The sequence below is a fragment of the Pseudarthrobacter lactosi genome (assembly GCF_055412785.1).
The window spans coordinates 179,673-203,168 of sequence record NZ_JBVAYS010000001.1; the positions used below are offsets into that span (position 1 = coordinate 179,673).

Below are 23,496 nucleotides of genomic sequence, written 5' to 3' on the forward strand. Positions count from 1 at the left end.
AGGAACGACAACACACATGAACCCCTTGCGATGGCTCTTTGAAGCCAGGATTTCCCATGGTCCGGGAACCGAAACAGCCCAACCAGTGGCTGCCCCATGACCCGGATCGAAAACGTCACGGCCTTCAGCGCCGCCGAAACCGCCGCCATGGACGCGGCGCTCGAAGCAGCCCTGCAGGGCCCGCGCGGAGCGAATCCGCTGGTGGGCGCCGTCGTCATCGATGCTGCCGGCCACCAGCTGGTGACCGGCTACCACCGCGGCGCCGGCACACCCCACGCGGAAGCGGATGCCATTACCCAGGCTGAGGCCGCCGGGCTGGACCTGGGCGGCTGCACGATGGTGATCACGCTGGAACCCTGTGACCACAGCGGCCGCACGGGGCCATGCACCCAGGCGATCATTCGCGCCGGAATCACGGACGTGGTCTACGCGGTCGACGATCCGCATGACCCTGCGGCGGGCGGCGCAGCCACCCTCCGGAACGCCGGAGTACAGGTTCGCAGCGGGCTCGCTGCCGGCGAGTCGTTCGAGTTGAACCGTCAGTGGTTCCTGGCAGTGGCCGCACAACGCCCGTTTGTGACGCTGCACATCGCCCAGACACTGGACAGTCGGATCGCCGCCGAGGACGGCACGAGCCAGTGGATCTCCTCGCCCGAGTCGCTCGCTGACAACCACGGGCTCAGGCGGCGGATTGACGCCATCCTCGTGGGGACCCAGACCGTTCTGGTGGACAACCCCCGGCTGTCAGCCCGGGACGAGTCCGGAGCGGCATCGGGCAAGCAGCCGCTGCGTGCCGTGATGGGCCTGCGTGGCATTCCGGCCGACGCCGCCGTCCGCGGTAATGACGGTAACGTGCTCCACCTCGCCACGCGGGATCCGCGGGAGGCGCTCTCGCTCCTTTACGCGGAGGGAGTCCGCCACGTCATGGTGGAAGGCGGCTCACGCATCCTCAGTGCATTCCTGGCCGCCGGGCTTGTGGACGAACTCATTGTCTATGTTGCCCCCACCCTGCTGGGCTCCGGAACGCCCGCCCTCAACGGACTGGGAATCACCACCCTCGCGGATGCCCGGCACTGGGACTGGGACCCCTCCGACGGTGGCGCCGTGCTGACACTGGGCCGGGACCTGAGGCTGCACCTCCGTCCGGAACCAACCGAAGCTCTTGAACCACAACTATCCCGCACTGCCGCGGAACCAGCCATGGGAGGCTACTGATGTTTACCGGAATTATTGCCGAGCAGGGACAGGTCCTGTCCGTGGAGCGGGACGGCGATGCCAGCGCAACCCTCCGGCTTCGTGCGCCCGGCACCACCGAAGGGCTCGGACTGGGCGGCTCCATCGCCGTCAACGGAGTCTGCCTGACGGCCACCGCCATCGACGGCAAGGAATTCAGTGTTGACGTGATGGGTGAAACCCTCGTCCGCAGCACCATCGGCGAACTTTCCGCCGGTGACTCGGTGAACCTTGAGCGTTGTGTCCCCGCCGGCGGCCGGCTGGACGGCCACGTTGTCCAGGGCCACGTCGACGGCGTCGGGCAGCTGCTGGAGCGCGAGGAGCTCGGCAACTGGGAGCGCCTCCGCTTCGGTGTGCCGGCCAACCTCGCCCGCTATATCGCGGAGAAGGGCTCCATCGCGATCGACGGCGTCTCGCTCACCGTCACGGCGGTCAGCCCCGCCGCGGAGCCGCAGCCATGGTTCGAAGTGGGGCTGATCCCCACCACACTGGCCGAGACCGGCCTGGGGGCCAAGAAAACCGGCAGCAGGGTCAACCTTGAAGTGGACGTGCTGGCCAAATACACCGAACGGTTGCTGGCATTCAGCACCGGCGCGACCACCGGGGGCGAACGATGAACGCCACCGTGCGGCTCGAACCGGCCGCGGACGCCGGTCCGGTGCCTAGCGCAACCCTCGGGCTTGACCCCGTGGAAGATGCCGTCCGCGCCATGGCGGCCGGCCGGCCCGTGCTGGTGGTGGACAACGAGGACCGCGAAAACGAAGGCGACATCATCTTCGCCGCACAGCATGCCACCCCCGCCCTCATGGGATGGACCATCCGCTACAGCTCCGGCGTCATCTGCGTCCCCCTGGCGGGGGAGCGTGCCGATGCCCTGGCACTGCCGCCCATGGTGGCAGTGAACCAGGACGCGAAGGGTACGGCGTACACCGTTTCCTGCGATGCGGCGGTGGGTGTCAGCACCGGAATCTCCGCCACGGACCGGGCCCTCACGGCCCGCGTCCTTGCAGACCCCGGTGCGGAACCGGCGGACGTGACCCGGCCCGGGCATATTTTCCCGCTCCGTGCAGTTAACGGAGGAGTGCGTGAACGCCCCGGCCATACCGAAGCGGCCGTGGACCTGTGCCGGCTCGCCGGCTTGGAGCCCGTGGGCGTGATCGCCGAGGTTGTGTACGACGACGGTGAAATGATGCGGCTCGACGGGCTGCGGGGATTCGCTGCTGAACACGGGTGCCCCCTGATCTCGATTGAGGATCTGGTGGCCTACCTTGAAGCAGTAGCCGGGACGCCCGCCGACAGTGACACCGGGCCGGACGCCCGGGCGGAGTAGAGGAGTAATGATGACGGCTTCCGGAGTTTCGGACCACAGCCACCAGAATGGCCACCATCAGGGTGCGGCCGGCAACGGCCGGGCCCACCACCCCGTGAGCGGCGGTCCGATTGTGCAGCTGCCCACGGCATTTGGCGATTTCGTTACCCAAGCCTGGACAGACCTGGTCACGGGCGTCGAGCACCTGGCTGTGAGCTCGCCCACCCCGCCCAAGGAGGGTGTTGCTCCGCTGGTCAGGCTGCATTCCGAGTGCCTGACCGGCGATGTCTTCGGCTCCTACCGCTGTGACTGCGGCGAACAGCTGGCCTATGCCCTGGAGCTGATCAACGAGTTCGGCGGCACGCTGCTGTACCTGCGCGGGCAGGAAGGCCGGGGGATCGGGCTGGCCAACAAAATCAAGGCATACGCGCTCCAGGAAGCCGGCTTTGACACCGTGGAGGCCAACGAACAGCTGGGACTGCCGGTGGACGCCCGCTGCTATAAGGCGGCCGCCCAGATTCTGGCCGAGATGGGCCTCCATGAGATCCGGCTGCTGAGCAACAACCCGGACAAAAAGAATAGGCTCGCCAAAGCCGGCGTGAAGGTGGTGGAAATGGTGCCCACCGAGGTGCCGTCCCGCGACCAGAACATCCGCTACCTGCAGACGAAAAAGGACCGCATGGAGCACCGGCTGACGCTGGACACACACATTGTCACGGTGCCAAGCGGCGCCGACGATTTCGACCACGACCAAAACTGAACGGACCAGATTCACGCATGAGCGGACACGGCGCACCAGACATTGACCTGACCACCCTCAACCCGGCGGAAACGTCGCAGCTGCGGTTGGCCATTGTGGCTGCCAGCTGGCACACCCAGATCATGGACGGACTCCTGGACGGTGCCCTGCGCGCCGCCAAAGACGCGGGCATCAGCGAACCCACCGTACTGCGCGTTCCCGGCGCCTTCGAGCTTCCCGTCGCTGCCGCGCGGCTGGCACCGCACTTTGACGCCGTGGTGGCGCTCGGCGTCGTAATCCGTGGCGGCACGCCGCACTTTGAATACGTCTGCCAGGCGGCGACGTCGGGACTGACGGACGTCAGCGTCTCCACCGGCGTGCCGGTGGGCTTCGGCGTGCTGACCTGCGATACGGAGCAGCAGGGACTGGATCGTGCGGGCCTGCCGGGCTCCAGCGAGGACAAGGGCCACGAAGCAGTGACGGCAGCCTTGGCCACCGCGGTGCTCCTCAAGCCGTACAAATAGCAGCCGACACGGGCAGCAAGCTGACGGGCGCGGTGTGTGTGTTCGCTCACATCGCGCCCGTCATGCAGCGGCCCGAAAGGCGCCCCCGGGCCGGCAGCAAGTAGGCTGTAGGGCGTGAAGAATTTCGAGACGCTGTTCGCTGAACTGAGTGAGAAGGCAGCCACCCGCCCGGCAGGCTCCCGCACCGTCGCTGAATTGGAGTCCGGAGTCCACGGCATTGGCAAGAAAGTCGTGGAGGAAGCAGCCGAAGTCTGGATGGCCGCTGAGTACGAATCCGATGAGGCCACGGCCGAGGAAATTTCCCAGCTGCTCTACCACCTGCAGGTTCTGATGCTCGCTAAAGGCCTGACCCTGGAAGACGTCTACAAGCATCTGTAGCCACTGCGGCACCCGGCGGTCAACACTTGCCTGCCCGTGCCCTGCGTGGCCCGTTTGCCTGATCCATAGACCTCCCAACCAAGAAAGACCCCCATGCTGCGAGTAGCCGTACCTAACAAGGGCTCCCTGTCCGAAGCCGCCTCCGCCATGCTGTCCGAAGCGGGGTACCGCCAACGCCGCGACACCCGCGAGCTGGTCATGATGGACCCGGACAACGACATTGAGTTCTTCTTCCTCCGCCCGCGCGATATCGCCGTGTACGTCGGACGTGGAACCCTCGACGTCGGCATCACCGGCCGCGATCTGCTGCTGGACGCCGAGGTGGAGGCCGAGGAACTTCTGCCCCTGGGCTTCGCTGCGTCCACGTTCCGCTTCGCCGGACCAGTGGGTGACTTCGCCGCAGCAGAAGAGCTGGAAGGCAAGCGCCTCGCCACCAGCTACGACGGCCTGCTGCGCGGCTACCTCGCCGAGCGGGGCATCAACGCCAAGGTGGTCCGGCTTGACGGCGCCGTGGAGTCTTCCGTACGGCTCGGCGTGGCTGATGCCATCGCCGACGTCGTGGAAACCGGGAACACCCTCAAGGCCGCCGGAATGGAAATCTTCGGCGAGCCGATCCTCAAGTCTGAAGCTGTCCTGATCCGCCGCACCGGCGATGGCGGAGCCGCGAACGGCACCGCCAAGGAGATTGAAGTCCTGATCCGCCGGCTGCAGGGCGTCCTCGTGGCGCGCCAGTACGTGCTGATGGACTACGACATCCGCAAGGAACTCGTGGAACAGGCCGCCGCTCTGACTCCCGGCCTGGAATCACCTACCGTCTCGCCGCTGCGCGACTCCGACTGGGTGGCCGTCCGGTCCATGGTTCGGAAGAAGGAAACCAACCGGATCATGGATGAGCTGTACGACCTCGGCGCCCGCGCCATCCTGGTCAGCAGCATCCACGCCTGCCGTATCTGAGCGTCCCGCCCGGTTAATGCCGCGCCGCAGAATCCACCCGAGAATTCCAGGAGTCCCCATGGCTGTAGCTGTACGAGTCATCCCCTGCCTCGATGTCGACGCCGGGCGCGTTGTGAAGGGCATCAACTTCGAGGGGCTTCGCGACGCGGGGGACCCGGTGGAGCTGGCCCACCGCTACGACAACGCGGGAGCTGACGAACTGACGTTCCTGGACGTCACGGCGTCTTCGGGCAACCGTGAAACCACCTTCGACGTGGTCCGCCGCACGGCCGAGGAAGTTTTCATCCCGCTGACAGTGGGCGGCGGTGTCCGCGGAGTGGCCGAGGTGGACAAGCTCCTGCGGTTCGGCGCGGACAAGGCTTCCATCAACACCGCCGCCGTCGCCCGGCCGGACGTCATCAACGAGATCAGCCGGCACTTCGGTTCGCAGGTGCTGGTTCTGTCCGTGGACGCCCGCCGGACCCGCCCCGGGTCCCAGCCCACGCCGTCGGGCTTTGAAGTGACCACCCACGGTGGCCGGACGGGTACCGGGATCGACGCCATCGAGTGGGCCAGGGAAGCTGCCGACCGTGGCATCGGTGAAATCCTGCTCAACTCCATCGACGCCGACGGCACCAAGGACGGCTTCGACCTGGAACTGATCCGGCTGGTCCGGGCAGCGGTGAAAGTGCCGATCATCGCCTCAGGCGGTGCCGGCGAACCCGCGCACTTTCCGCCTGCCGTTGCAGCTGGAGCGGACGCCGTGCTGGCGGCGTCGATCTTTCACTGGGGGCCGGACAACATGATGTCCCAGGTCAAGCAGGCCATCCGCGACGCAGGCTTCGAAGTCCGCTAGTCCCCACCCGCCCCCTATCCTCGCAAGCTCGGACAGGGAACCCTGCGGGCGGGGCCCAACAACGCGGGGTCACTTCTTGCCCAATAACCACCGGCTATGGGGCAAGAAGTGACCCCGCGTTGCGTTAGTTTAGAGGCCGACTTCGGCTGACTGGAGCAGGGCGACGGCGTCGGGCTGGCCTTCGAAGGTGACCAGGGCGTGGCGGGTCCGGCCGTGGGCGTGCATCAGCAGCTCACCCGGCTCACCAACGATCGCCACCGAGACGGGTGCCCGCTTTGCGACGTGCCGCGGTCCGGACGGGCGCACCAGTACAATTCCCAGGTCGACGCCGCGGTAGAGAATGGCTGCCCGTTTGATCAGCTCGTCCCAGAGGGCGTCCGAGTAGGCCTCGTCGAGGGCGCGCGGCGCCCAGCGGTCCACGGCGCGGCGTATGTCCTCGGTGTGGACGAAATATTCGATCAGGTTGGAGCTCTCGTCCAATGCCTTGATGTTCATGGGGGAGAGCGCCGGCGGACCGCCGCGGAAGGTGTTCACCAGTCCGGTGTAGTCGTCAGCGGTTTTCAGCTTCGCCGCGAGCTTGGCGGTGGCCTTGTCCGAGGCCTTGGACAGGCCCTTGATGATGAGGCCCAGCCCCACGGCGGCCTTGCGCTCGCGCAGGTAAAGGTGCGCGGCAAGGTCCCTGGTGCGCCAGCCTCGGCAGAGGGTAGGGGCATCAGGACCGGCCGCCAGCAGGGTTTCGGCCAGGACTTCTCGGGACGGTTCGACGAAATGCATTACTTGTGAAACTAGCACGAGAGCAGCGAAGTTGGGCAGCAGAACCGCCAGCCGGGGGGTGCCCTTGTTCACACACTGGTTGTATGCCTGCTTGTGCATATTCGGGGGCCGTTGATCAGGCACTAGACTTGGTCTGATGTCTGAGCAGCCCGCCTCCGCCCCCGTAATTTTCCCGGCCCCCGCCACAAACCCGCTTCCAGCCGCCGTCGCGGACGCACTGAAGCGTGACGGCGCCGGGCTCGTAGCTGCCGTTGTGCAGCAGTTCGATACGAACGAAGTGCTGATGCTGGGCTGGATGGACGACGAAGCGCTGCACCGCACCATGACCAGCGGCCGCGTCACATTCTATTCGCGCTCCCGCCAGGAGTATTGGCGCAAGGGGGACACCTCCGGCCATGTCCAGTGGGTCAAATCCGTTGCCATGGACTGCGACGGCGATGCCCTCCTGGTCCGCGTGGACCAGGTCGGCGCGGCATGCCACACCGGCACACGGACCTGCTTCGACGGCAGGGACCTGGAAATCAGCGTAGGAACAGGCGGCGAAGCATAGCCATGCAGGACCTTGGAATCATCAGCCCGGGCCTCGACGAGTTCCGCGAACTCGCCGGCAACAGCCGGGTCATCCCCGTCACGCTCAAAGTGCTGGCGGACGCGGAGACCCCTATCGGCCTCTACCGGAAGCTTGCCCAGGGACAGCCCGGCACGTTCCTGATGGAGTCCGCGGCAGTTGGCGGCACGTGGTCGCGCTACTCCTTCATCGGCGCGAAGTCCCGTGCAACCCTGACCACCAAGGACGGCCAGGCGCACTGGCTGGGCCAGCCACCGGCCGGCGTGCCCCTGGACGGCAACCCCGTGGACGCCATCCGAGACACCATCGAAGCACTGCGGACCAGCAGGTTTGACGGCCCGCCGCCCTTCACTTCCGGACTCGTCGGCTTCCTCGGCTGGGAGACTGTCCGCCACTGGGAACGGCTGACCAGCCCGCCGGAGGATGACCTCCACCTGCCCGAGATGGCGCTGAACCTGGTCACCGACATGGCCGTGCATGACAACCATGACGGCACGGTGCTGCTGATCGCCAACGCCATCAACTTCGACGGCAGCTCCGACCGCGTGGACGAGGCCTGGGAAGATGCCGTGGCCCGGGTCAAGGCCCTCCTCACCCGGATCAGCACGCCCGTGGCCCAACCGGTCTCCGTACTGGAACCCGCCGCCCTGGATTTCGCCTCCAGCGTCGAAGAACGATGGGACGAACCCTCCTACCTGGCCGCGCTGGACCGCGGCAAGGAAGCCATCGTGGACGGCGAAGTGTTCCAGGTGGTGATTTCGCGCCGGTTCGAAATGGAGTGCGGGGCCTCGCCGCTTGACGTCTACCGCGTCCTTCGCAACACCAACCCCAGCCCTTACATGTACATCTTCAGCCTGGTGGACGCCGACGGCCGCGAGTACTCGATCGTGGGGTCCTCGCCCGAGGCCCTGGTGACGGTGACCGGTGAGGAAGTCATCACCCACCCGATCGCCGGTTCACGGCCCCGCGGCAAGACCGTGGAGGGAGACAAAGCCCTCGCTGAGGAACTGCTCGCCGACCAGAAGGAACGCGCCGAACACCTGATGCTGGTGGACCTGTCCCGCAACGATCTGTCCAAGGTCTGCGTGGCGGGAACCGTGGACGTTACCCAGTTCATGGAGGTGGAGCGGTTCAGCCACATCATGCACCTCGTCTCTACCGTGGTTGGCAAGCTGTCCCCGGACGCCAACGCCTACGACGTCCTCAAAGCAACCTTCCCCGCGGGAACCCTGTCGGGTGCCCCGAAGCCCCGGGCGTTGCGCCTGCTGGACGAGCTTGAACCGCACCGCCGCGGCATCTACGGCGGTGTGGTGGGCTACCTCGACTTCGCCGGCGACATGGACATGGCCATTGCCATCCGCTCGGCCCTCCTCCGCGAAGGACGCGCCTATGTCCAAGCCGGCGGAGGCATCGTGGCGGACTCGGTGAACCCCACTGAAGCGCTGGAGACCGTGAACAAGGCGGCCGCTCCACTCCGGGCCGTGCACACTGCCGGATCACTGCACAACATTGCGGCGGAATCGTTCCCCGGCACTTCTCCGATCAGCGACGCCGGCGCCCCCGCCGTTGAAAGCCAGGGCGCCGAATGACGCCGGCCTGGGCCAGGAAATCCACGCTGGTACTGCTGATCGCCGTTCTTGCCTTGGCCGTCTTCGGCGCCACCACCCAGACCTGGATCACCGTCAGCCTGGACGCCAACCAGGTGGGCCAGGCCGCGGGGGACCAGAACACCCTTCCGGTCCAGGGCAGCAAAGCCGCCACGGCAGTGACGGCCCTGGCCGTCGTCGCCCTGGCAGGTGGACTGGCAGCATCCATCGCCGGAAAGTTCGCGCGGTGGGTCATCACCGCACTCATCATGTTGGCCTCGGTAGGCATCATTGCCGCGGCCGCCACAGTGCTGGCTGACCCGCTGGGCGCCGCGCAGGGCTCTATCGCCGCCGCCACCGGAGTCGCCGGTGGGAACGCCGGAGTTGCCGTTACTCCCTTCCCTGTCCTCGCCGTCGTCGCCGGTGCCCTGCTGGCGCTGGCCGCCCTGCTGATCATCCCCGCGGGCCGGTATTGGAAGTCGCGCACCAAATATGACGCGGCCACCTACGGGGCACCCGCCGGCAGCGCGACGGCCGCCACCGGTCCCGTGGACGAGATCGACAGCTGGGACCGGCTCTCGCGCGGCGAGGACCCCACGTGAACTCCCGCTCGCAGCCGAACCCCGAGAAGCCCGCTAAAACCTGAGCCCGGTCTGCCGATGGGCAGGTCGCGGCCAAAAAATGGCAGAATGTAAGCAGTATTCATCCCGAGGAGATTCACATGAGCAAAGCACCCGCTTCCGTATCGAAATCAGGCACCCGGACCGTTGCCCCCGGCGTCGTTGACCACAGCCAGGAACTTGGCCACGGCAACAGCCCCGCGGCCTGGACCTGCGTGATCGTTATGCTGGTCGGCGCCCTCATCGCGTCCATCGCCTTTGTCATCAACAACACCCCCATCTTCATCGCCGGCGCGGCCGTCATGGTCCTCGGCCTGATCCTTGGCTTCATCATGCGCAAGGCAGGCTACGGCGTCGAAGGCAGCAAGCTGAAGAACTCCGGCCACTGATGGCGACTGTTCTCGATGACATCAATGCCGGTGTCAGGGAGGATATGGAGGCCAGGAAGCGTCTCGTTTCGCTGGCGGAACTGAAGGACCTGGCCGCGGCCGCGGCACCCGCCCGGGACGCCTGGGCGGCCCTCGGAGGCACCGCCGTGCAGCGGGACCAGCTGAAGGTTATCGCGGAAATCAAGCGGCGCAGCCCGTCCAAGGGTGACCTCGCCACCATCGTGGATCCGGCGTCGCTGGCAGAGCAGTATGCCGACGGCGGCGCGGCCGTGATCAGCGTCCTCACCGAAAAGCGGCGGTTCAACGGCTCCCTTGCGGACCTCGACGCCGTGCGTGCCCGCGTGGACATTCCGTTGCTCCGCAAGGACTTCACGCTCGACGAGTACCAGATATGGGAGGCCCGCGCCCACGGCGCGGACCTGATCCTGCTCATCGTGGCGTCGCTCTCCGACAGCGAGCTCCGGGACTTCAGCGCGCTCAGCCGCGACCTGGGCATGAACGTGGTCGTGGAGACACACACGGAAGAGGAAATCGAACGCGCAGTGGCGGCTGAGGCGCGCATCATCGGCGTCAACGTGCGCAACCTGAAGACGCTCGACGTCGACCGTTCAGTTTTCACCTCCCTCGCCGGACTGATTCCGGCCGAAGCGCTGGTCATCGCCGAATCCGGGGTGCGCGGCGTGGACGACGTGACGCACTACGCCGCCAACGGCGCCAACGCCATCCTGGTGGGCGAGGCCCTGGTCAGCCACTCAACGCCGCGTGACCGGATCGCCGAATTCTCGGCGGCCGGCGCTGCTGCCATCGCGGCCCGGGCCTAGTCCGGGCACCCGTCGGCCCTGGCGCCGGCGGCACAACACTTCCGAACGATCAACTGGAACAGGACGGTGAGACTGATGGTTGACGCACCCTCAGAAAACGCTGACAACAACGCTGCGGACGCTTTCCTGCAGGGCGGCTCGCTGAAGCACGCCCCGGGGCCATACTTCGGCGGCTACGGCGGGCGCTGGATGCCGGAATCGCTGATCGCGGCCCTGGACGAGCTCGAAGACACCTTTGAGAAGGCCAAGGCAGATCCCGAATTCCTGGCCCAGCTCGCAGACCTGAACAAGAACTACTCCGGCCGTCCGTCGCTGCTGACCGAAGCCAAGCGGTTCTCCGAGCACGCCGGCGGCGCCCGGATCTTCCTCAAGCGCGAGGACCTCAACCACACCGGATCCCACAAGATCAACAACGTCCTGGGGCAGGCCCTGCTGGCCAAGCGCATGGGTAAGACCCGCGTCATCGCCGAGACCGGCGCCGGGCAGCACGGCGTTGCCAGCGCCACCGCCGCCGCGCTCCTTGGCTTGGAATGCGTTGTCTACATGGGCGCCGAAGACTGCCGCCGGCAGGCACTGAATGTGGCCCGGATGCAGCTGCTCGGCGCCACCGTGGTACCCGTGGTGAACGGCTCCCAGACCCTCAAGGACGCCATCAACGACGCCCTCCGGGACTGGGTCAGCAACGTCGACAACACGCACTATCTGCTGGGCACCGCCGCCGGGGCGCACCCGTTCCCGGCCATGGTCCGTTTCTTCCACGAAGTCATCGGCGAGGAAGCCCGCGCCCAGATCCTGGAGCAGACCGGAAAACTGCCCGACGCCGTCGTCGCCTGCATCGGCGGCGGCTCCAATGCGATCGGCATCTTCCACGGCTTCCTGGATGATCCGTCCGTGAAGATCTACGGCTTCGAAGCCGGCGGCGACGGCGTCGAGACCGGACGCCACGCCGCCACCATCACGCTCGGCAAGCCCGGCGTCCTCCACGGTGCGCGCTCCTACCTCATGCAGGACGACGACGGCCAGACCATCGAGTCCCACTCCATCTCCGCAGGCCTGGACTACCCGGGCGTTGGCCCGGAGCACGCCTACCTGGCCGACATCGGGCGCGTCACCTACGAGCCCATTACCGACAGTGAAGCCATGGATGCGTTCAAGCTGCTGTGCCGGACGGAAGGCATCATCCCCGCCATCGAGTCCTCACATGCCCTCGCGGGTGCCATCAAGGTTGGCAAGCGCCTCACCGAAGGCACTGCCGAGCCGTCCGAAACGGTGATCATCGTGAATCTTTCCGGCCGCGGCGACAAGGACGTTGAGACCGCCGCGGAGTGGTTCGACATGCTCGATGAGGAGGGCAAGGTCAAGGGCACCAACCTGTCCACCCGTAAGCCCAAGGGCCCTGCCGACCGGGCAGAAACTGAAGCCGTTCCCGCCACAGCCGCTCCTGCCGGCAGGGCCGCGGACAACAACGAGGACCAGAACTGATGACTGAACAGACGGCCAGCAAGTCCGCCGCCGCCATCGACCGTGCACGGGACGCCGGGCGCTCTGCGCTCGTCTGCTATCTGCCTGCCGGGTACCCGGACGTCCAGGCCACCATCGACGCCGGCATTGCCATGGCGAAGAACGGTGCCGACCTCATCGAAATCGGTATTCCGTACTCGGATCCGGTCATGGACGGCCCGGTCATCCAGGCCGCCACCACCGAGGCGATCGCCAACGGATTCCGGGTTGAAAGCGTCTTTGACGTGGTCGCCGGCATCACGGCTGCCACAGACGTCGCCGTGCTGGTGATGACCTACTGGAACCCCGTGGTCCGGATGGGCGTGGACGAGTTCTCGCGCCGGCTGGCGGAGGCCGGGGGAGCCGGGCTCATCACGCCCGACCTCATCCCGGACGAAGCCTCGGAATGGTTCGCTGCCTCGGACAAGTACGGACTGGACCGGGTGTTCCTCGTGGCGCCGTCCACCACCCCCGAACGCCTGGCCATGACGGTCAAGGCAAGCAGGGGCTTTGTGTACGCGGTCTCCATCATGGGCGTGACGGGTACTCGCCAGGCAGTCAGCAGCAGCGCCGAAAAGCTCGTCGCCGACACACATGCCGCCGGTGCCGAGCGCGTGTGCGTGGGACTCGGTGTCTCCAACGCCAGCCACGTCCGCGAGATCGCAGCGTACGCAGACGGTGTCATCGTTGGCACCGCGCTTGTTGCCGCCATCCGCGACGGGGGAGTCGACGCCGTTGCGGACCTCACCCGGGACCTGAGCGCCGGACTCTTCAGGGAAGAAGCCTAACCACCATGCAGATCCTCCTTCAGGCCGCCGCCCTGGTGCCGGCCAGCATCCCCAGCCCGGACTGGTCCGGCTTCGATATCCCGCTGCCGTGGGGGACTCTGCGGATCCACGCCTACGCCCTGTGCATTCTCGCCGGGATCATCGCGGGCCTGTGGCTCACGTCCGTCAGGTGGGCCCGCCGCGGTGCGCCTGAAGGCAGCGTCTGGGACATCGTCATCTGGGCTATTCCTTTCGGCATCATCGGCGGCCGCCTGTATCACGTGGTTTCGTCCCCGGACGCCTACTTCGGGCCCGGCTTCGACGGGACCGGGGACCTGGGGCTCATCCCGCAGATCCAGCGAGGCGGCCTCGGAATTTGGGGTGCCGTGGTGCTGGGCGTCCTGGGCGCCTGGATCGGCTGCCGCCGGTCCGGCGTGAAACTCACCGCCTTCCTGGACGCCGCGGCGCCGGGACTGCTGCTGGCCCAGGCCATTGGCCGCTGGGGAAACTACTTCAACCAGGAACTCTTCGGCGGACCCACCACCCTGCCGTGGGGCCTGCAGATTGATGCGGACAATCCCAATTTCCCGGCCGGCATGCTGGTGGATACGCTTTTCCACCCCACGTTCCTGTATGAGTCGCTCTGGAACATCGCCGGGGTGCTCATCCTGCTGGCACTGGACCGCCGATTCCACTTCCGGCGGGCCCGGCTCTTCTGGCTCTACGCCATGTATTACACCCTGGGCCGGGTCTGGATCGAAGCGATGCGGATCGACGATGCCGAACAGATCAACCTCTTCGGCATCACCACCAGGCTCAACGTCTGGACCAGCATCTTTGTCTTTGTGGCAGCGCTCATCGTGTTCGTCCTCCTGGGACTGAAAGGCCGCCCGGAACCGGACACACCTTTCCTGGCGGGCCATGAACCGGCAGCAGACGATGCCATGGACGCCTCTGGAGCAGACAAGTCACCAGTCCGCGATGCGGACTCTTCTGTCTCAGATAGTGAATCGCGTGATATTCTCCCAGATAACCAAAATGGTGCCCGGATCCCTTCCACTCCAACGGAAGAGGAACCGGCATTCCGGGACGGCGACAAGCCAATTCCGGAGTCGCCGGTAACCGGAACTTCCGGCCACAAGGCAACGGAATCCGCGCCGGAGGCTGGCACGAGCAAGTAGTACGCCAGCACGGCAGGGTAGCAGAGTCAACACTCGGAGCGCCCACACACCACAGCGTCGTGGCAACAGGGCCCATCCGGTCGGCAGACAGCAGCTGGCCGGTCAAGCCCGGGTCAGGGACCTGCGTAACTGTTCAGTCAGCAGGCCGGTCTGGCCTACAATTTCCTGTAAATAACACTTTGTTGTGCCCATCACAGAGGCGCTGACGAGTGGGGCCAACGGTGTCCCTTCCATACGCACGATCAGGAGGAAGGACGTCTCCCATGAGCCAAACTCTTCACACTCCCAGCTGGTCCGAACCGGACCAGCCTGAGGCTGCTATGTCCCCGTTCAAGCGCTTTGCCGCGCTGCCCGAGGCCCGGGGTCTATACAACCCGGAGAACGAAAAGGACGCGTGCGGCCTGGCGATCATCGCCACACTCCGCGGCGAGCCCGGTTACGACATTGTCGACGCCGCGCTGACCGCGCTCCGCAACCTGGAGCACCGCGGTGCCGTTGGCGCCGACGAGGGAACCGGTGACGGCGCCGGCCTGCTCATGCAGATCCCGGACGAGTTCTTCCGCGCCGTCACAGAATTCGAACTCCCCGCACCGGGCCAGTTCGTTGCCGGCACCGCGTTCCTTCCTGCCGAGCAACGCGAAGCCGACGCCGCCAAGGCCGGTATTGAAGGCCTCGCCGCCGATGAAGGCCTGACAGTGCTCGGCTGGCGCGAAGTGCCCATCGTCGCGGACCTCGTCGGCGCCATGGCGCGCGCCTGCATGCCCTACTTCTCACAGCCCTTCCTTGCCTCGGCAACCGGCGAGGAACTGGACCGCAACGAGCTGGACTCACGTGCCTGGCGGATCCGCAAGCGTGCCCAGAACAAGTTCGGCGTGTACTTCCCGTCGCTGTCCTCGCGCACCATTGTCTACAAGGGCATGCTCACCACGGCCCAGCTGGAGCCGTTCTACCCTGATCTCTCGGACAAGCGTTTCAAGACCAAGCTGGCGATCGTCCACTCGCGCTTCTCCACCAACACGTTCCCGTCCTGGCCGCTGGCCCAGCCGTTCCGCACCATCGCCCACAACGGTGAAATCAACACCGTAAAGGGCAACCGGAATTGGATGCGCGCCCGCCAGTCCCAGCTCGCCAACCCGCTGTTGGGTGACTCGCCGGAAGAGCTGTACCCCATCTGCACCCCTGGTGCGTCAGACTCTGCGTCCTTCGACGAAGTCGCCGAGCTGCTCTGGCTCTCCGGCCGCCCCATCACGCACTCGATCATGATGATGATCCCCGAGGCCTGGGAAAACCACGCCACCATGGATCCGGCACGGCGTGCGTTCTACGAATACCACTCCCTGCTGATGGAGCCGTGGGACGGCCCCGCGGCTGTCTCCTTCACCGATGGCAACCTGGTCGGCGCCACCCTGGACCGCAACGGCCTGCGGCCCGGACGCTACTGGATCACCGAAGACGGGCTGATCATCTTCGCCTCCGAGGTGGGCGTGATCGACGTCGAACCTTCCAAGGTGGTCAAAAAGGGTCGGGTTTCCCCGGGCAAGATGTTCCTGGTGGACACCGAGGCCGGCCGCATCATCGACGACGAAGAGGTCAAGGCCGAGGTCGCTGCCGCGAACCCGTGGTCCGAGTGGGTCAAGGACAACCTGATTGACCTCAAGGACCTCCCCGAGCGCGAGCACGTGGTCCACACCGCCGCGTCCGTCAACATCCGCCAGCGGACCTTCGGGTACACCACCGAAGAGCTCAAGATCCTGCTCGGACCGATGGCACGCACCGGCGCCGAGCCGCTGGGTGCCATGGGTTCGGACACCCCGATTGCAGTGCTGTCCAAGCGTCCCCGGCTGCTGTTCGACTACTTTGTGCAGTCCTTCGCGCAGGTCACCAACCCGCCGCTCGACGCCATCCGTGAAGAGCTGGTCACGTCACTGACCTGCGCCATCGGCCCGAACGGCAACCTGCTGGATACCAAGCAGGTCCGCCAGCCGCAGGTCATGCTGCCGTTCCCGGTGATCAACAACGACCAGCTCGCCAAGATCGCCAACATCGAAACGCCCGACGGCGACCGCGTGGCCATGAAGGTCCGCGGCCTCTACCGCCCCGAAGGCGGCGAGAACGCCCTGCGTGCCCGGCTCACCGAGATCTGCGAGCAGGTGTCCGGGGCCATCAACCGCGGCGTGCAGTATGTTGTGCTGTCCGACCGTGACTCAAACGCGCAGTGGGCGCCGATTCCTTCGCTGCTGTTGGTCAGCGCAGTGCACCACCACCTGCTGCGCAGCGCCAACCGCACCAAGACCGCCCTGGTGGTCGAGGCCGGCGACGTCCGTGAGACGCACCACGTGGCAGTCCTGATCGGCTACGGTGCTTCTGCCGTGAACCCGTACCTGGCCATGGAGTCAGTGGAGCAGCTCATCACCGCCGGTGACGTTGTTGGGGTCACGCCACAGGATGGCGTCTACAACCTGATTAAGGGCCTCGGCAAGGGCGTCCTGAAGATCATGTCCAAGATGGGCATCTCCACCGTTGCGTCCTACACCGGCGCGCAGACGTTCGAGGCCCTGGGCCTCGGACAGGAACTGGTGGACGAGTTCTTCGCCGGCACGCATTCCCAGCTGGGCGGCGTGGGCCTGGACGTCATCGCCGCCGAAGTTTCGGCGCGGCACCAGATGGCCTACCCCGAAGGCGGCATCGAAATGCCGCACCGCCCACTCCTGGGCGGCGGCGAATACCAGTGGCGCCGCGACGGCGAGCCGCACCTGTTCAACCCGGAGACTGTCTTCCGGCTGCAGCATGCTACGCGTGAGCGCCGCTACGACATTTTCAAGTCCTACACCAAGGGCGTGGATGACCAGTCCGAGAACCTGATGACCCTGCGCGGTCTGCTCAAGTTCAATAACGACCGTCCGGCTGTCCCGTTGGAGGAAGTGGAGCCTGTCTCCAGCGTTGTGAAACGCTTCTCCACCGGTGCCATGAGCTACGGGTCCATCTCCAAGGAAGCCCACGAGACTCTTGCGATTGCCATGAACCAGTTGGGCGGCAAGTCCAACACAGGTGAAGGCGGCGAGGACGTGGACCGCCTCCTGGACCCGAAGCGCCGCTCTGCCGTCAAGCAGATCGCGTCGGGCCGGTTCGGCGTCACGAGCCTCTACCTGACCAACGCCGATGACATCCAGATCAAGATGGCGCAGGGTGCCAAACCCGGCGAAGGTGGCCAGCTGATGGCGCAGAAGGTATACCCCTGGGTTGCCCGGACGCGCCACTCGACGCCCGGCGTCGGCCTGATTTCGCCGCCGCCGCACCACGACATCTACTCCATCGAGGACCTCGCGCAGCTCATCTACGATGCGAAGCGCGCCAACCCCTCGGCCCGTGTGCACGTCAAGCTCGTCTCCGAAGTGGGGATCGGCACTGTGGCGTCGGGTGTGACGAAGGCGAAGGCCGACGTCGTACTCGTTTCCGGACACGACGGCGGAACCGGTGCATCCCCGCTGAACTCGCTCAAGCATGCGGGTGTGCCGTGGGAGCTGGGGCTGGCTGAGACCCAGCAGACCCTGATGCTTAACGGCCTGCGTGACCGTGTGGTGGTCCAGGTGGACGGACAGCTCAAGACCGGCCGCGACGTTGTGATCGCCGCGCTGCTCGGCGGCGAGGAGTTTGGTTTCGCCACCGCCCCGCTGGTGGTGGAAGGCTGCATCATGATGCGCGTCTGCCACCTGGACACCTGCCCGGTGGGCGTCGCAACGCAGAACCCCGAACTGCGGGCCCGCTTCACCGGCAAGCCCGAATTTGTGGTCAACTTCTTCGAATTCCTGGCCGAGGAAGTCCGCGAGATCCTCGCGGAACTCGGCTTCCGGAGCATCGAAGAGGCGATCGGCCACGCCGAGGTGCTGGATGCCCGCGAAGCGATCAACCACTGGAAGGCCGACGGCCTGGACCTGGACCCGATCCTGCACGGGCTCGAGTTCGACGACGACGCGCCGCTGCGCAACATGACCTCGCAGAACCACGAGCTGGACAAGCACTTTGACCAGCGGCTGATCACCATGGCCACGGAGGCCCTGACCGACCGCAGCCCGGTGAAGATCGCGGTGGATGTGATCAATACGGACCGCTCGGTGGGCACCATGCTGGGTCACACGGTGACGAAGACGTTCAGCACGGACGTGCTGGCGCCGGACACCATCGACATCACCCTGACCGGTACTGCTGGACAGTCGCTGGGCGCCTTCCTGCCCGCCGGCATCACGCTGCGCCTGTTCGGTGACTCGAACGACTACGTGGGCAAGGGCCTCTCCGGAGGGCGGATCATCGTCCGGCCGGACCGCACCAACGTGTTCAAGGCCGAAAGCAACGTCATTGCCGGTAACGTGATCGGCTACGGCGCCACGAGCGGGGAGATGTTCCTGCGCGGCCAGGTGGGCGAACGCTTCCTGGTCCGCAACTCCGGGGCCACCGCAGTTGTTGAAGGCATCGGCGACCACGGCTGCGAGTACATGACCGGCGGGCAGACGCTGATCATCGGCCGCACCGGCCGAAACTTCGGCGCCGGCATGTCCGGCGGAACCGCCTACGTGCTGGACCTGCAGACCACTCAGGTCAACAAGGACGCCCTGCAGTCCGGGGAACTCCAGCTCGTTGAACTTGACGCCGAAGACCGGGACATTGTCCACGGCCTGCTGGTGAAGCATGTCGAGGAAACGGAATCGCTCCATGCGGCACGTTTGCTGGAGAACTTCGACGACACCGCTGCCCGCATAACCAAAGTGCTGCCGCGCGATTACGCGGCAGTCCTGCAAACCCGGCTGGACGCCATCGAAGAGGGCCTTGACCCCGACGGCGAAGAAGTATGGGCTCGAATCCTGGAGGTAACCGGTGGCTGATCCACGCGGATTTCTTAAAGTACGCCAGCGTGAAACCCAGCCGCGCCGTCCCGTTCCGGTCCGCATCATGGACTGGAAGGAAGTCTACGAGGCCCAGGAAAAGGGTGTCCTGAAGGCACAGGCCGGCCGCTGCATGGACTGTGGCGTGCCGTTCTGCCACCAGGGCTGCCCGCTGGGCAACCTGATTCCCGAGTGGAACGACCTCACCTGGCGGGACAAGGGCGAGGAAGCGATTGAGCGGCTTCACGCCACCAACAACTTCCCCGAGTGGACCGGCCGGCTGTGCCCGGCACCGTGTGAGGCGTCCTGCGTGCTGGGAATCAACCAGCCTGCGGTCACCATCAAGCAGGTTGAAGTGTCCATCATCGACGAAGCGTTCGAAAACGGCTGGGTCAACCCGCTGCCTCCGACGCGTCTGACCGGAAAGACCGTTGCCGTCGTCGGCTCCGGCCCTGCCGGCCTGGCTGTGGCGCAGCAGCTGACCCGGGTGGGCCACACCGTTGCGGTGTACGAGCGTGACGACAAGATCGGCGGCCTCCTCCGCTACGGCATCCCCGACTTCAAGATGGAGAAGGAGCAGGTGGACCGCCGCGTCGAGCAGATGAAGGCCGAAGGCACCCGCTTCCGCACCGGCGTCGCCGTGGGCACCGACGTGACGTGGGAGCAGCTGCGACGCCGCTACGACGCCGTGGTGGTTGCCACCGGCGCCACCGTCCCGCGGGACCTTCCCATCCCGGGCCGGGACTTTGACGGCGTGCACTTCGCCATGGATTACCTGGTGCCGGCCAACCGCGTTGTCGCGGGGGAGCCGGTGGAGAACCAGATCCACGCGAAGGGCAAGCACGTGGTGATCCTTGGCGGCGGCGATACCGGTGCTGACTGCCTCGGTACCGCGCACCGCCATGGGGCCGCATCGGTGACCACCCTGGCCATCGGCAAGCAGCCGCCGGCCGAACGTGCCGGGCACCAGCCCTGGCCAACGTTCCCCACCCTGTTCGAAATGGCCAGCGCCCACGAAGAAGGCGGCGAACGCACGTACCTCGCCTCCACCGTGGAGTTTGTCGGCGAGAACGGCGTGCTGACCGGGGTCAAGGTTGCCGAAACGGAATTCGTTGACGGCAAGCGGCTCCCCAAAGCCGGCACCGAACGGATCGTCCCGGCGGACCTGGTCTTCCTGTCGCTGGGCTTCACCGGGGCGGAGCCTGCGGGCATCACCGAGCAGGTCAGCGCCGAATTCGACGGGCGCGGCAACGTGACCCGCGACGGGTACTACATGACCAACACGGAGGGCATCTTTGTGGCCGGTGACGCCGGCCGCGGGCAGTCGCTCATTGTGTGGGCCATTGCTGAAGGCAGGGCCTGCGCCGCCGCCGTGGACAAGTTCCTCATGGGCAGTACCATCCTGCCGGCGCCGGTGGCTCCGACGGACCGGGCCATCACGGTTCTCTGACACCTGTCAGTTCGCCGCGGATTCACCTCCACAACAACTTAACCAATGCAGGACACTACTAGGGTAGGTATATGAGACGCGCTAAGATTGTGGCCACTTTTGGCCCGGCAATTGCCAGCTTTGAGAACACGCTCGCGGTGTTGGAAGCCGGTGTGGATGTTGCCCGGATGAACATGAGTCACGGTGACTACGCCGTGCACGACAACACCTACGAGAATGTCCGCAAGGCAGCAGCACAGCTGAGCAAGCCGGTGGCCATCATGGCTGACCTGCAGGGCCCCAAGATCCGTCTTGGCCGCTTTGTGGACGGCCCCCACGCACTGGCCGAAGGTGATGTCTTCACGATCACCACGGAGGACGTTCCGGGCACCAAGGACATCTGCTCCACCACGCTGAAGAGCCTCACCGAGGACGTCAACGTGGGGGATGCGCTGCTGATCGACGACGGCAAGGTGGCCCTGCGGGCGACTGAGGTCGACGACGTCAAGGTTGTCACCGTGGTAACAGTGGGCGGAATGGTGTCCAACAACAAGGGCATCAACCTTCCCGGCGTTGCGGTCAACGTGCCGGCACTGAGCGAAAAGGACGAGGACGATCTCCGCTGGGCCATGCGCCGCGGTGTTGACCTGGTTGCCCTGTCGTTCGTGCGTGACGCCTCCGACATTGTCCGTGTGCACGAGATCATGGACGAAGAAGGCCGCCGTGTGCCGGTCATCGCCAAGATCGAAAAGCCGCAGGCAGTGGAGCAGCTGCACGAAATCATCGACGCCTTCGACGCCATTATGGTGGCCCGTGGCGATCTTGGTGTGGAACTTCCGCTGGAGGAAGTGCCGATCGTGCAGAAGCGCGCCATTGAACTGGCACGCCGCTGGGCGAAGCCGGTCATCGTGGCCACGCAGGTCCTCGAGTCCATGATCGATAACCCGCGCCCCACCCGTGCAGAGGCATCTGACTGCGCCAACGCCGTACTCGACGGTGCAGACGCCGTTATGCTGTCCGGCGAGACCAGCGTGGGCAAGTACCCGATCGAGACCGTCAAGGTCATGGCCCGGATCATCGAATCCACCGAGGTCCACGGCCTGGAACGCGTTCCGCCGCTGGGCACCAAGCCCAAGACCCGTGGCGGCGCCATCACCCGCGCCGCCGTCGAAATCGCCGACCAGCTGGAAGCAAAGTACATCTGTACTTTCACCCAGTCCGGTGATTCCGCACGTCGCCTGTCACGCCTGCGTCCCATCCGGCCGGTGTTCGCTTTCACCCCGGTGGAGCACGTGTGGAACCAGCTGGCGCTGACCTGGGGCATCCAGCCGGTGCTGGTTCCCATGGTGGGCCACACCGACGAGATGACGGCCCAGGTTGACCGCAGTCTGCTCGAAATGAAGCTCGTCGAGGACGGTGACCTGGTGATCATTGCCGCCGGGTCGCCTCCCGGAAAGGCCGGTTCCACCAACTCGCTGAAGGCGCACAGGGTGGGCGACTTTGCAGACGCCGGCAGCCTGGGCGACGCCAGCGAAGGTGCTCCCAGGGAGAAGCTCGGTCCCTGGCCGACGGCATAGCAACTTAAGACGAAGGACCCCTGCCGGCTGGCAGGGGTCCTTATCTTTGGCCCGGTGGTTGGGCTGTTGTTCAGTGGTTGAGCCTGCCGAAATCTCGACAGGCTCAACCTAGAATCTTTTAGTTGACCTGGTTGATGATGGTCTCGGCAACCTCACGCATGCTGAGGCGGCGGTCCATGGAGGTCTTCTGGATCCAGCGGAAAGCCTCAGGCTCCGTCAGGCCCATCTTGGTTGTCAGCAGGCTCTTGGCGCGCTCGACGAGCTTGCGGGTGGCGAACTGCTCCTGCAGGTCCGACACTTCGCTTTCAAGGGCTTTGATTTCCTCGTGGCGGGAGAGCGCAATCTCCAGGGCCGGGATGAGGTCCGCCGGGGTGAACGGCTTGACGACGTAGGCCATGGCGCCGGCGTCGCGGGCGCGCTCCACGAGTTCCTTCTGGCTGAAAGCCGTCAAGAGCACGACGGGGGCGATGCGGGCCTTGACAATCTTCTCGGCCGCGGTGATGCCGTCCATGATGGGCATCTTGACGTCCATCAGGACCAGGTCCGGCTTGAGTTCCTCGGCCAGCTGCACGGCCTTCTCGCCGTTGTCGGCTTCGCCCACCACGTCATAACCTTCGCCGCGCAGGATCTCAATGATGTCGAGGCGGATGAGGGTTTCATCCTCGGCCACAATGACGCGGCGCGCCGGCTGGGACGTGGGGTTTGACTCCGTTTGTTCAGTCACGGGATCTCCTTGGAAATGTACGGCGAGGACGTCACCATCTTAGGTGCGCCCCCGGCCGTACTTTGATCTGCATGGTCTATTGCGGCGTCAGTGGCGCGATTCTGGAATTCAGCCTATCTGCATGTAGAGTAATTCCGCGTACGTGAAGCGATCGCGTTGCTCACAATCAGCTGTGGGCGTACCGGTTTGCACCACGTATTCCGCGCCCGAGTGGCGGAATTGGCAGACGCGCCGCACTCAAAATGCGGTATCGAAAGGTGTGTGGGTTCGAGTCCCACCTCGGGCACAGTGTTTCCCCTCGTCAGAGGGGGTTTTGCTTTTAATGTGTGGACATTGACCCTCCGCGGATCCCTCTGACACTGGCCGCGGTCTGTGCCTGGCGCCGCGGTGGCCTGTGAAGTTGTGTGGTTGGCGTGGGCAGGGTCTTGGCTGGTGGGCCCTCCGCCTGCTGGGATGTGGGGGGTATTTTTCCTCGCTTTCTGGGTTGTTCTGGTGGCCGTGGTTGGCCATCACTCCTTCATGGTTACGGGTTGTGTTGACGGCATGACCTTTGAGTGGTTTCCCGAGTCTTTTTCGCTGTGTCTCGCTTCTTTCTCCTGTCTGGGGGAGTGGGAACGTGGCTTTTGTCCGGCCAAAGGGGTGTGCAGATTGTGCACGCCTGTACACGTGGGGTCGTTCACCTTGCAGCTTGGTCCTTTTCTGGACCGTTTT

General features: G+C 65.6%; 21 protein-coding genes and 1 tRNA gene. 20 read left to right on the forward strand and 2 right to left on the reverse strand.

Annotated features, from left to right (window positions below):
- Window positions 1-96: 96 nt before the first annotated feature.
- The 8 genes from ribD (at window position 97) to hisF (ending at window position 5,972) form a co-directional block, all read left to right on the forward strand.
- Window positions 97-1,215: a bifunctional diaminohydroxyphosphoribosylaminopyrimidine deaminase/5-amino-6-(5-phosphoribosylamino)uracil reductase RibD gene (gene ribD, locus ACZY0Q_RS00810; protein ID WP_463913512.1), complete on the forward strand. Its 1,119-nt coding sequence runs from the start codon at window positions 97-99 to the stop codon at window positions 1,213-1,215.
- A complete protein-coding gene (locus ACZY0Q_RS00815; RefSeq protein ID WP_463913515.1) occupies window positions 1,215-1,850 on the forward strand; it encodes a riboflavin synthase in 636 nt (211 codons plus the stop codon). Before ribD ends, ACZY0Q_RS00815 begins: the two co-directional genes overlap by 1 nt.
- The gene (gene ribB, locus ACZY0Q_RS00820) at window positions 1,847-2,563 is read left to right on the forward strand and encodes a 3,4-dihydroxy-2-butanone-4-phosphate synthase (RefSeq protein ID WP_463913517.1); all 717 of its coding nucleotides are present in this window, start codon (window positions 1,847-1,849) and stop codon (window positions 2,561-2,563) included. The genes ACZY0Q_RS00815 and ribB overlap by 4 nt, the downstream gene beginning before the upstream one ends.
- A 10-nt stretch (window positions 2,564-2,573) precedes the next feature.
- On the forward strand, window positions 2,574-3,302 hold the full coding sequence (gene ribA / locus ACZY0Q_RS00825; protein WP_463913520.1) for a GTP cyclohydrolase II: 729 nt from the start codon (window positions 2,574-2,576) through the stop codon (window positions 3,300-3,302).
- Between the two features lie 17 nt (window positions 3,303-3,319).
- Window positions 3,320-3,805, forward strand: coding sequence for a 6,7-dimethyl-8-ribityllumazine synthase (gene ribH / locus ACZY0Q_RS00830; protein WP_463913522.1), 486 nt, complete (start codon window positions 3,320-3,322; stop codon window positions 3,803-3,805).
- A 114-nt stretch (window positions 3,806-3,919) separates the two neighbouring features.
- Entirely contained in the window at window positions 3,920-4,183 is a 264-nt protein-coding gene (locus ACZY0Q_RS00835) for a phosphoribosyl-ATP diphosphatase (RefSeq protein ID WP_056345618.1), read from the forward strand.
- A 93-nt stretch (window positions 4,184-4,276) separates the two neighbouring features.
- Window positions 4,277-5,137, forward strand: a complete 861-nt coding sequence (gene hisG, locus ACZY0Q_RS00840; RefSeq protein WP_463913525.1) for an ATP phosphoribosyltransferase — start codon at window positions 4,277-4,279, stop codon at window positions 5,135-5,137.
- Between the two features lie 58 nt (window positions 5,138-5,195).
- The gene (gene hisF / locus ACZY0Q_RS00845; protein WP_141140182.1) at window positions 5,196-5,972 is read left to right on the forward strand and encodes an imidazole glycerol phosphate synthase subunit HisF; all 777 of its coding nucleotides are present in this window, start codon (window positions 5,196-5,198) and stop codon (window positions 5,970-5,972) included.
- 129 nt (window positions 5,973-6,101) lie between these two features.
- On the opposite strand, the gene ACZY0Q_RS00850 is transcribed toward hisF, so the two are convergent.
- Window positions 6,102-6,746: a TIGR03085 family metal-binding protein gene (locus ACZY0Q_RS00850; RefSeq protein ID WP_463916202.1), complete on the reverse strand. Its 645-nt coding sequence runs from the start codon at window positions 6,744-6,746 to the stop codon at window positions 6,102-6,104.
- Window positions 6,747-6,882: 136 nt separating this feature from the next.
- On the opposite strand from ACZY0Q_RS00850, the gene hisI reads away from it, so the two are divergent.
- The 11 genes from hisI (at window position 6,883) to pyk (ending at window position 22,061) form a co-directional block, all read left to right on the forward strand.
- Window positions 6,883-7,296 (forward strand): phosphoribosyl-AMP cyclohydrolase, encoded by a 414-nt coding sequence (gene hisI, locus ACZY0Q_RS00855; protein WP_463913529.1) that lies wholly within the window; start codon window positions 6,883-6,885, stop codon window positions 7,294-7,296.
- Window positions 7,297-7,298: 2 nt separating this feature from the next.
- A complete protein-coding gene (locus ACZY0Q_RS00860; protein ID WP_463913532.1) occupies window positions 7,299-8,903 on the forward strand; it encodes an anthranilate synthase component I in 1,605 nt (534 codons plus the stop codon).
- Window positions 8,900-9,502 (forward strand): Trp biosynthesis-associated membrane protein, encoded by a 603-nt coding sequence (locus ACZY0Q_RS00865; protein ID WP_463913534.1) that lies wholly within the window; start codon window positions 8,900-8,902, stop codon window positions 9,500-9,502. Before ACZY0Q_RS00860 ends, ACZY0Q_RS00865 begins: the two co-directional genes overlap by 4 nt.
- Before the next feature lie 119 nt (window positions 9,503-9,621).
- On the forward strand, window positions 9,622-9,909 hold the full coding sequence (locus tag ACZY0Q_RS00870; protein WP_463913536.1) for an HGxxPAAW family protein: 288 nt from the start codon (window positions 9,622-9,624) through the stop codon (window positions 9,907-9,909).
- Window positions 9,909-10,730, forward strand: a complete 822-nt coding sequence (gene trpC / locus ACZY0Q_RS00875; RefSeq protein WP_463913539.1) for an indole-3-glycerol phosphate synthase TrpC — start codon at window positions 9,909-9,911, stop codon at window positions 10,728-10,730. The genes ACZY0Q_RS00870 and trpC overlap by 1 nt, the downstream gene beginning before the upstream one ends.
- Window positions 10,731-10,805: 75 nt before the next feature.
- The gene (trpB, locus tag ACZY0Q_RS00880; RefSeq protein ID WP_463913541.1) at window positions 10,806-12,212 is read left to right on the forward strand and encodes a tryptophan synthase subunit beta; all 1,407 of its coding nucleotides are present in this window, start codon (window positions 10,806-10,808) and stop codon (window positions 12,210-12,212) included.
- Window positions 12,212-13,018, forward strand: a complete 807-nt coding sequence (gene trpA / locus ACZY0Q_RS00885; RefSeq protein ID WP_463913544.1) for a tryptophan synthase subunit alpha — start codon at window positions 12,212-12,214, stop codon at window positions 13,016-13,018. Before trpB ends, trpA begins: the two co-directional genes overlap by 1 nt.
- Window positions 13,019-13,023: 5 nt before the next feature.
- Entirely contained in the window at window positions 13,024-14,178 is a 1,155-nt protein-coding gene (gene lgt, locus ACZY0Q_RS00890; RefSeq protein ID WP_463913546.1) for a prolipoprotein diacylglyceryl transferase, read from the forward strand.
- Window positions 14,179-14,441: 263 nt separating this feature from the next.
- The gene (gltB, locus tag ACZY0Q_RS00895; protein ID WP_463913549.1) at window positions 14,442-19,055 is read left to right on the forward strand and encodes a glutamate synthase large subunit; all 4,614 of its coding nucleotides are present in this window, start codon (window positions 14,442-14,444) and stop codon (window positions 19,053-19,055) included.
- Window positions 19,048-20,505 (forward strand): glutamate synthase subunit beta, encoded by a 1,458-nt coding sequence (locus ACZY0Q_RS00900; RefSeq protein ID WP_463913552.1) that lies wholly within the window; start codon window positions 19,048-19,050, stop codon window positions 20,503-20,505. The genes gltB and ACZY0Q_RS00900 overlap by 8 nt, the downstream gene beginning before the upstream one ends.
- Window positions 20,506-20,576: 71 nt before the next feature.
- A complete protein-coding gene (gene pyk / locus ACZY0Q_RS00905) occupies window positions 20,577-22,061 on the forward strand; it encodes a pyruvate kinase (protein ID WP_463913554.1) in 1,485 nt (494 codons plus the stop codon).
- Window positions 22,062-22,179: 118 nt separating this feature from the next.
- Here the strand turns inward: pyk and ACZY0Q_RS00910 are convergent, their stop codons facing one another.
- Entirely contained in the window at window positions 22,180-22,785 is a 606-nt protein-coding gene (locus tag ACZY0Q_RS00910; RefSeq protein WP_463913557.1) for an ANTAR domain-containing response regulator, read from the reverse strand.
- Between the two features lie 204 nt (window positions 22,786-22,989).
- On the opposite strand from ACZY0Q_RS00910, the gene ACZY0Q_RS00915 reads away from it, so the two are divergent.
- Window positions 22,990-23,071: transfer RNA gene (locus tag ACZY0Q_RS00915), tRNA-Leu, on the forward strand.
- The last annotated feature ends 425 nt before the right edge of the window (window positions 23,072-23,496 follow it).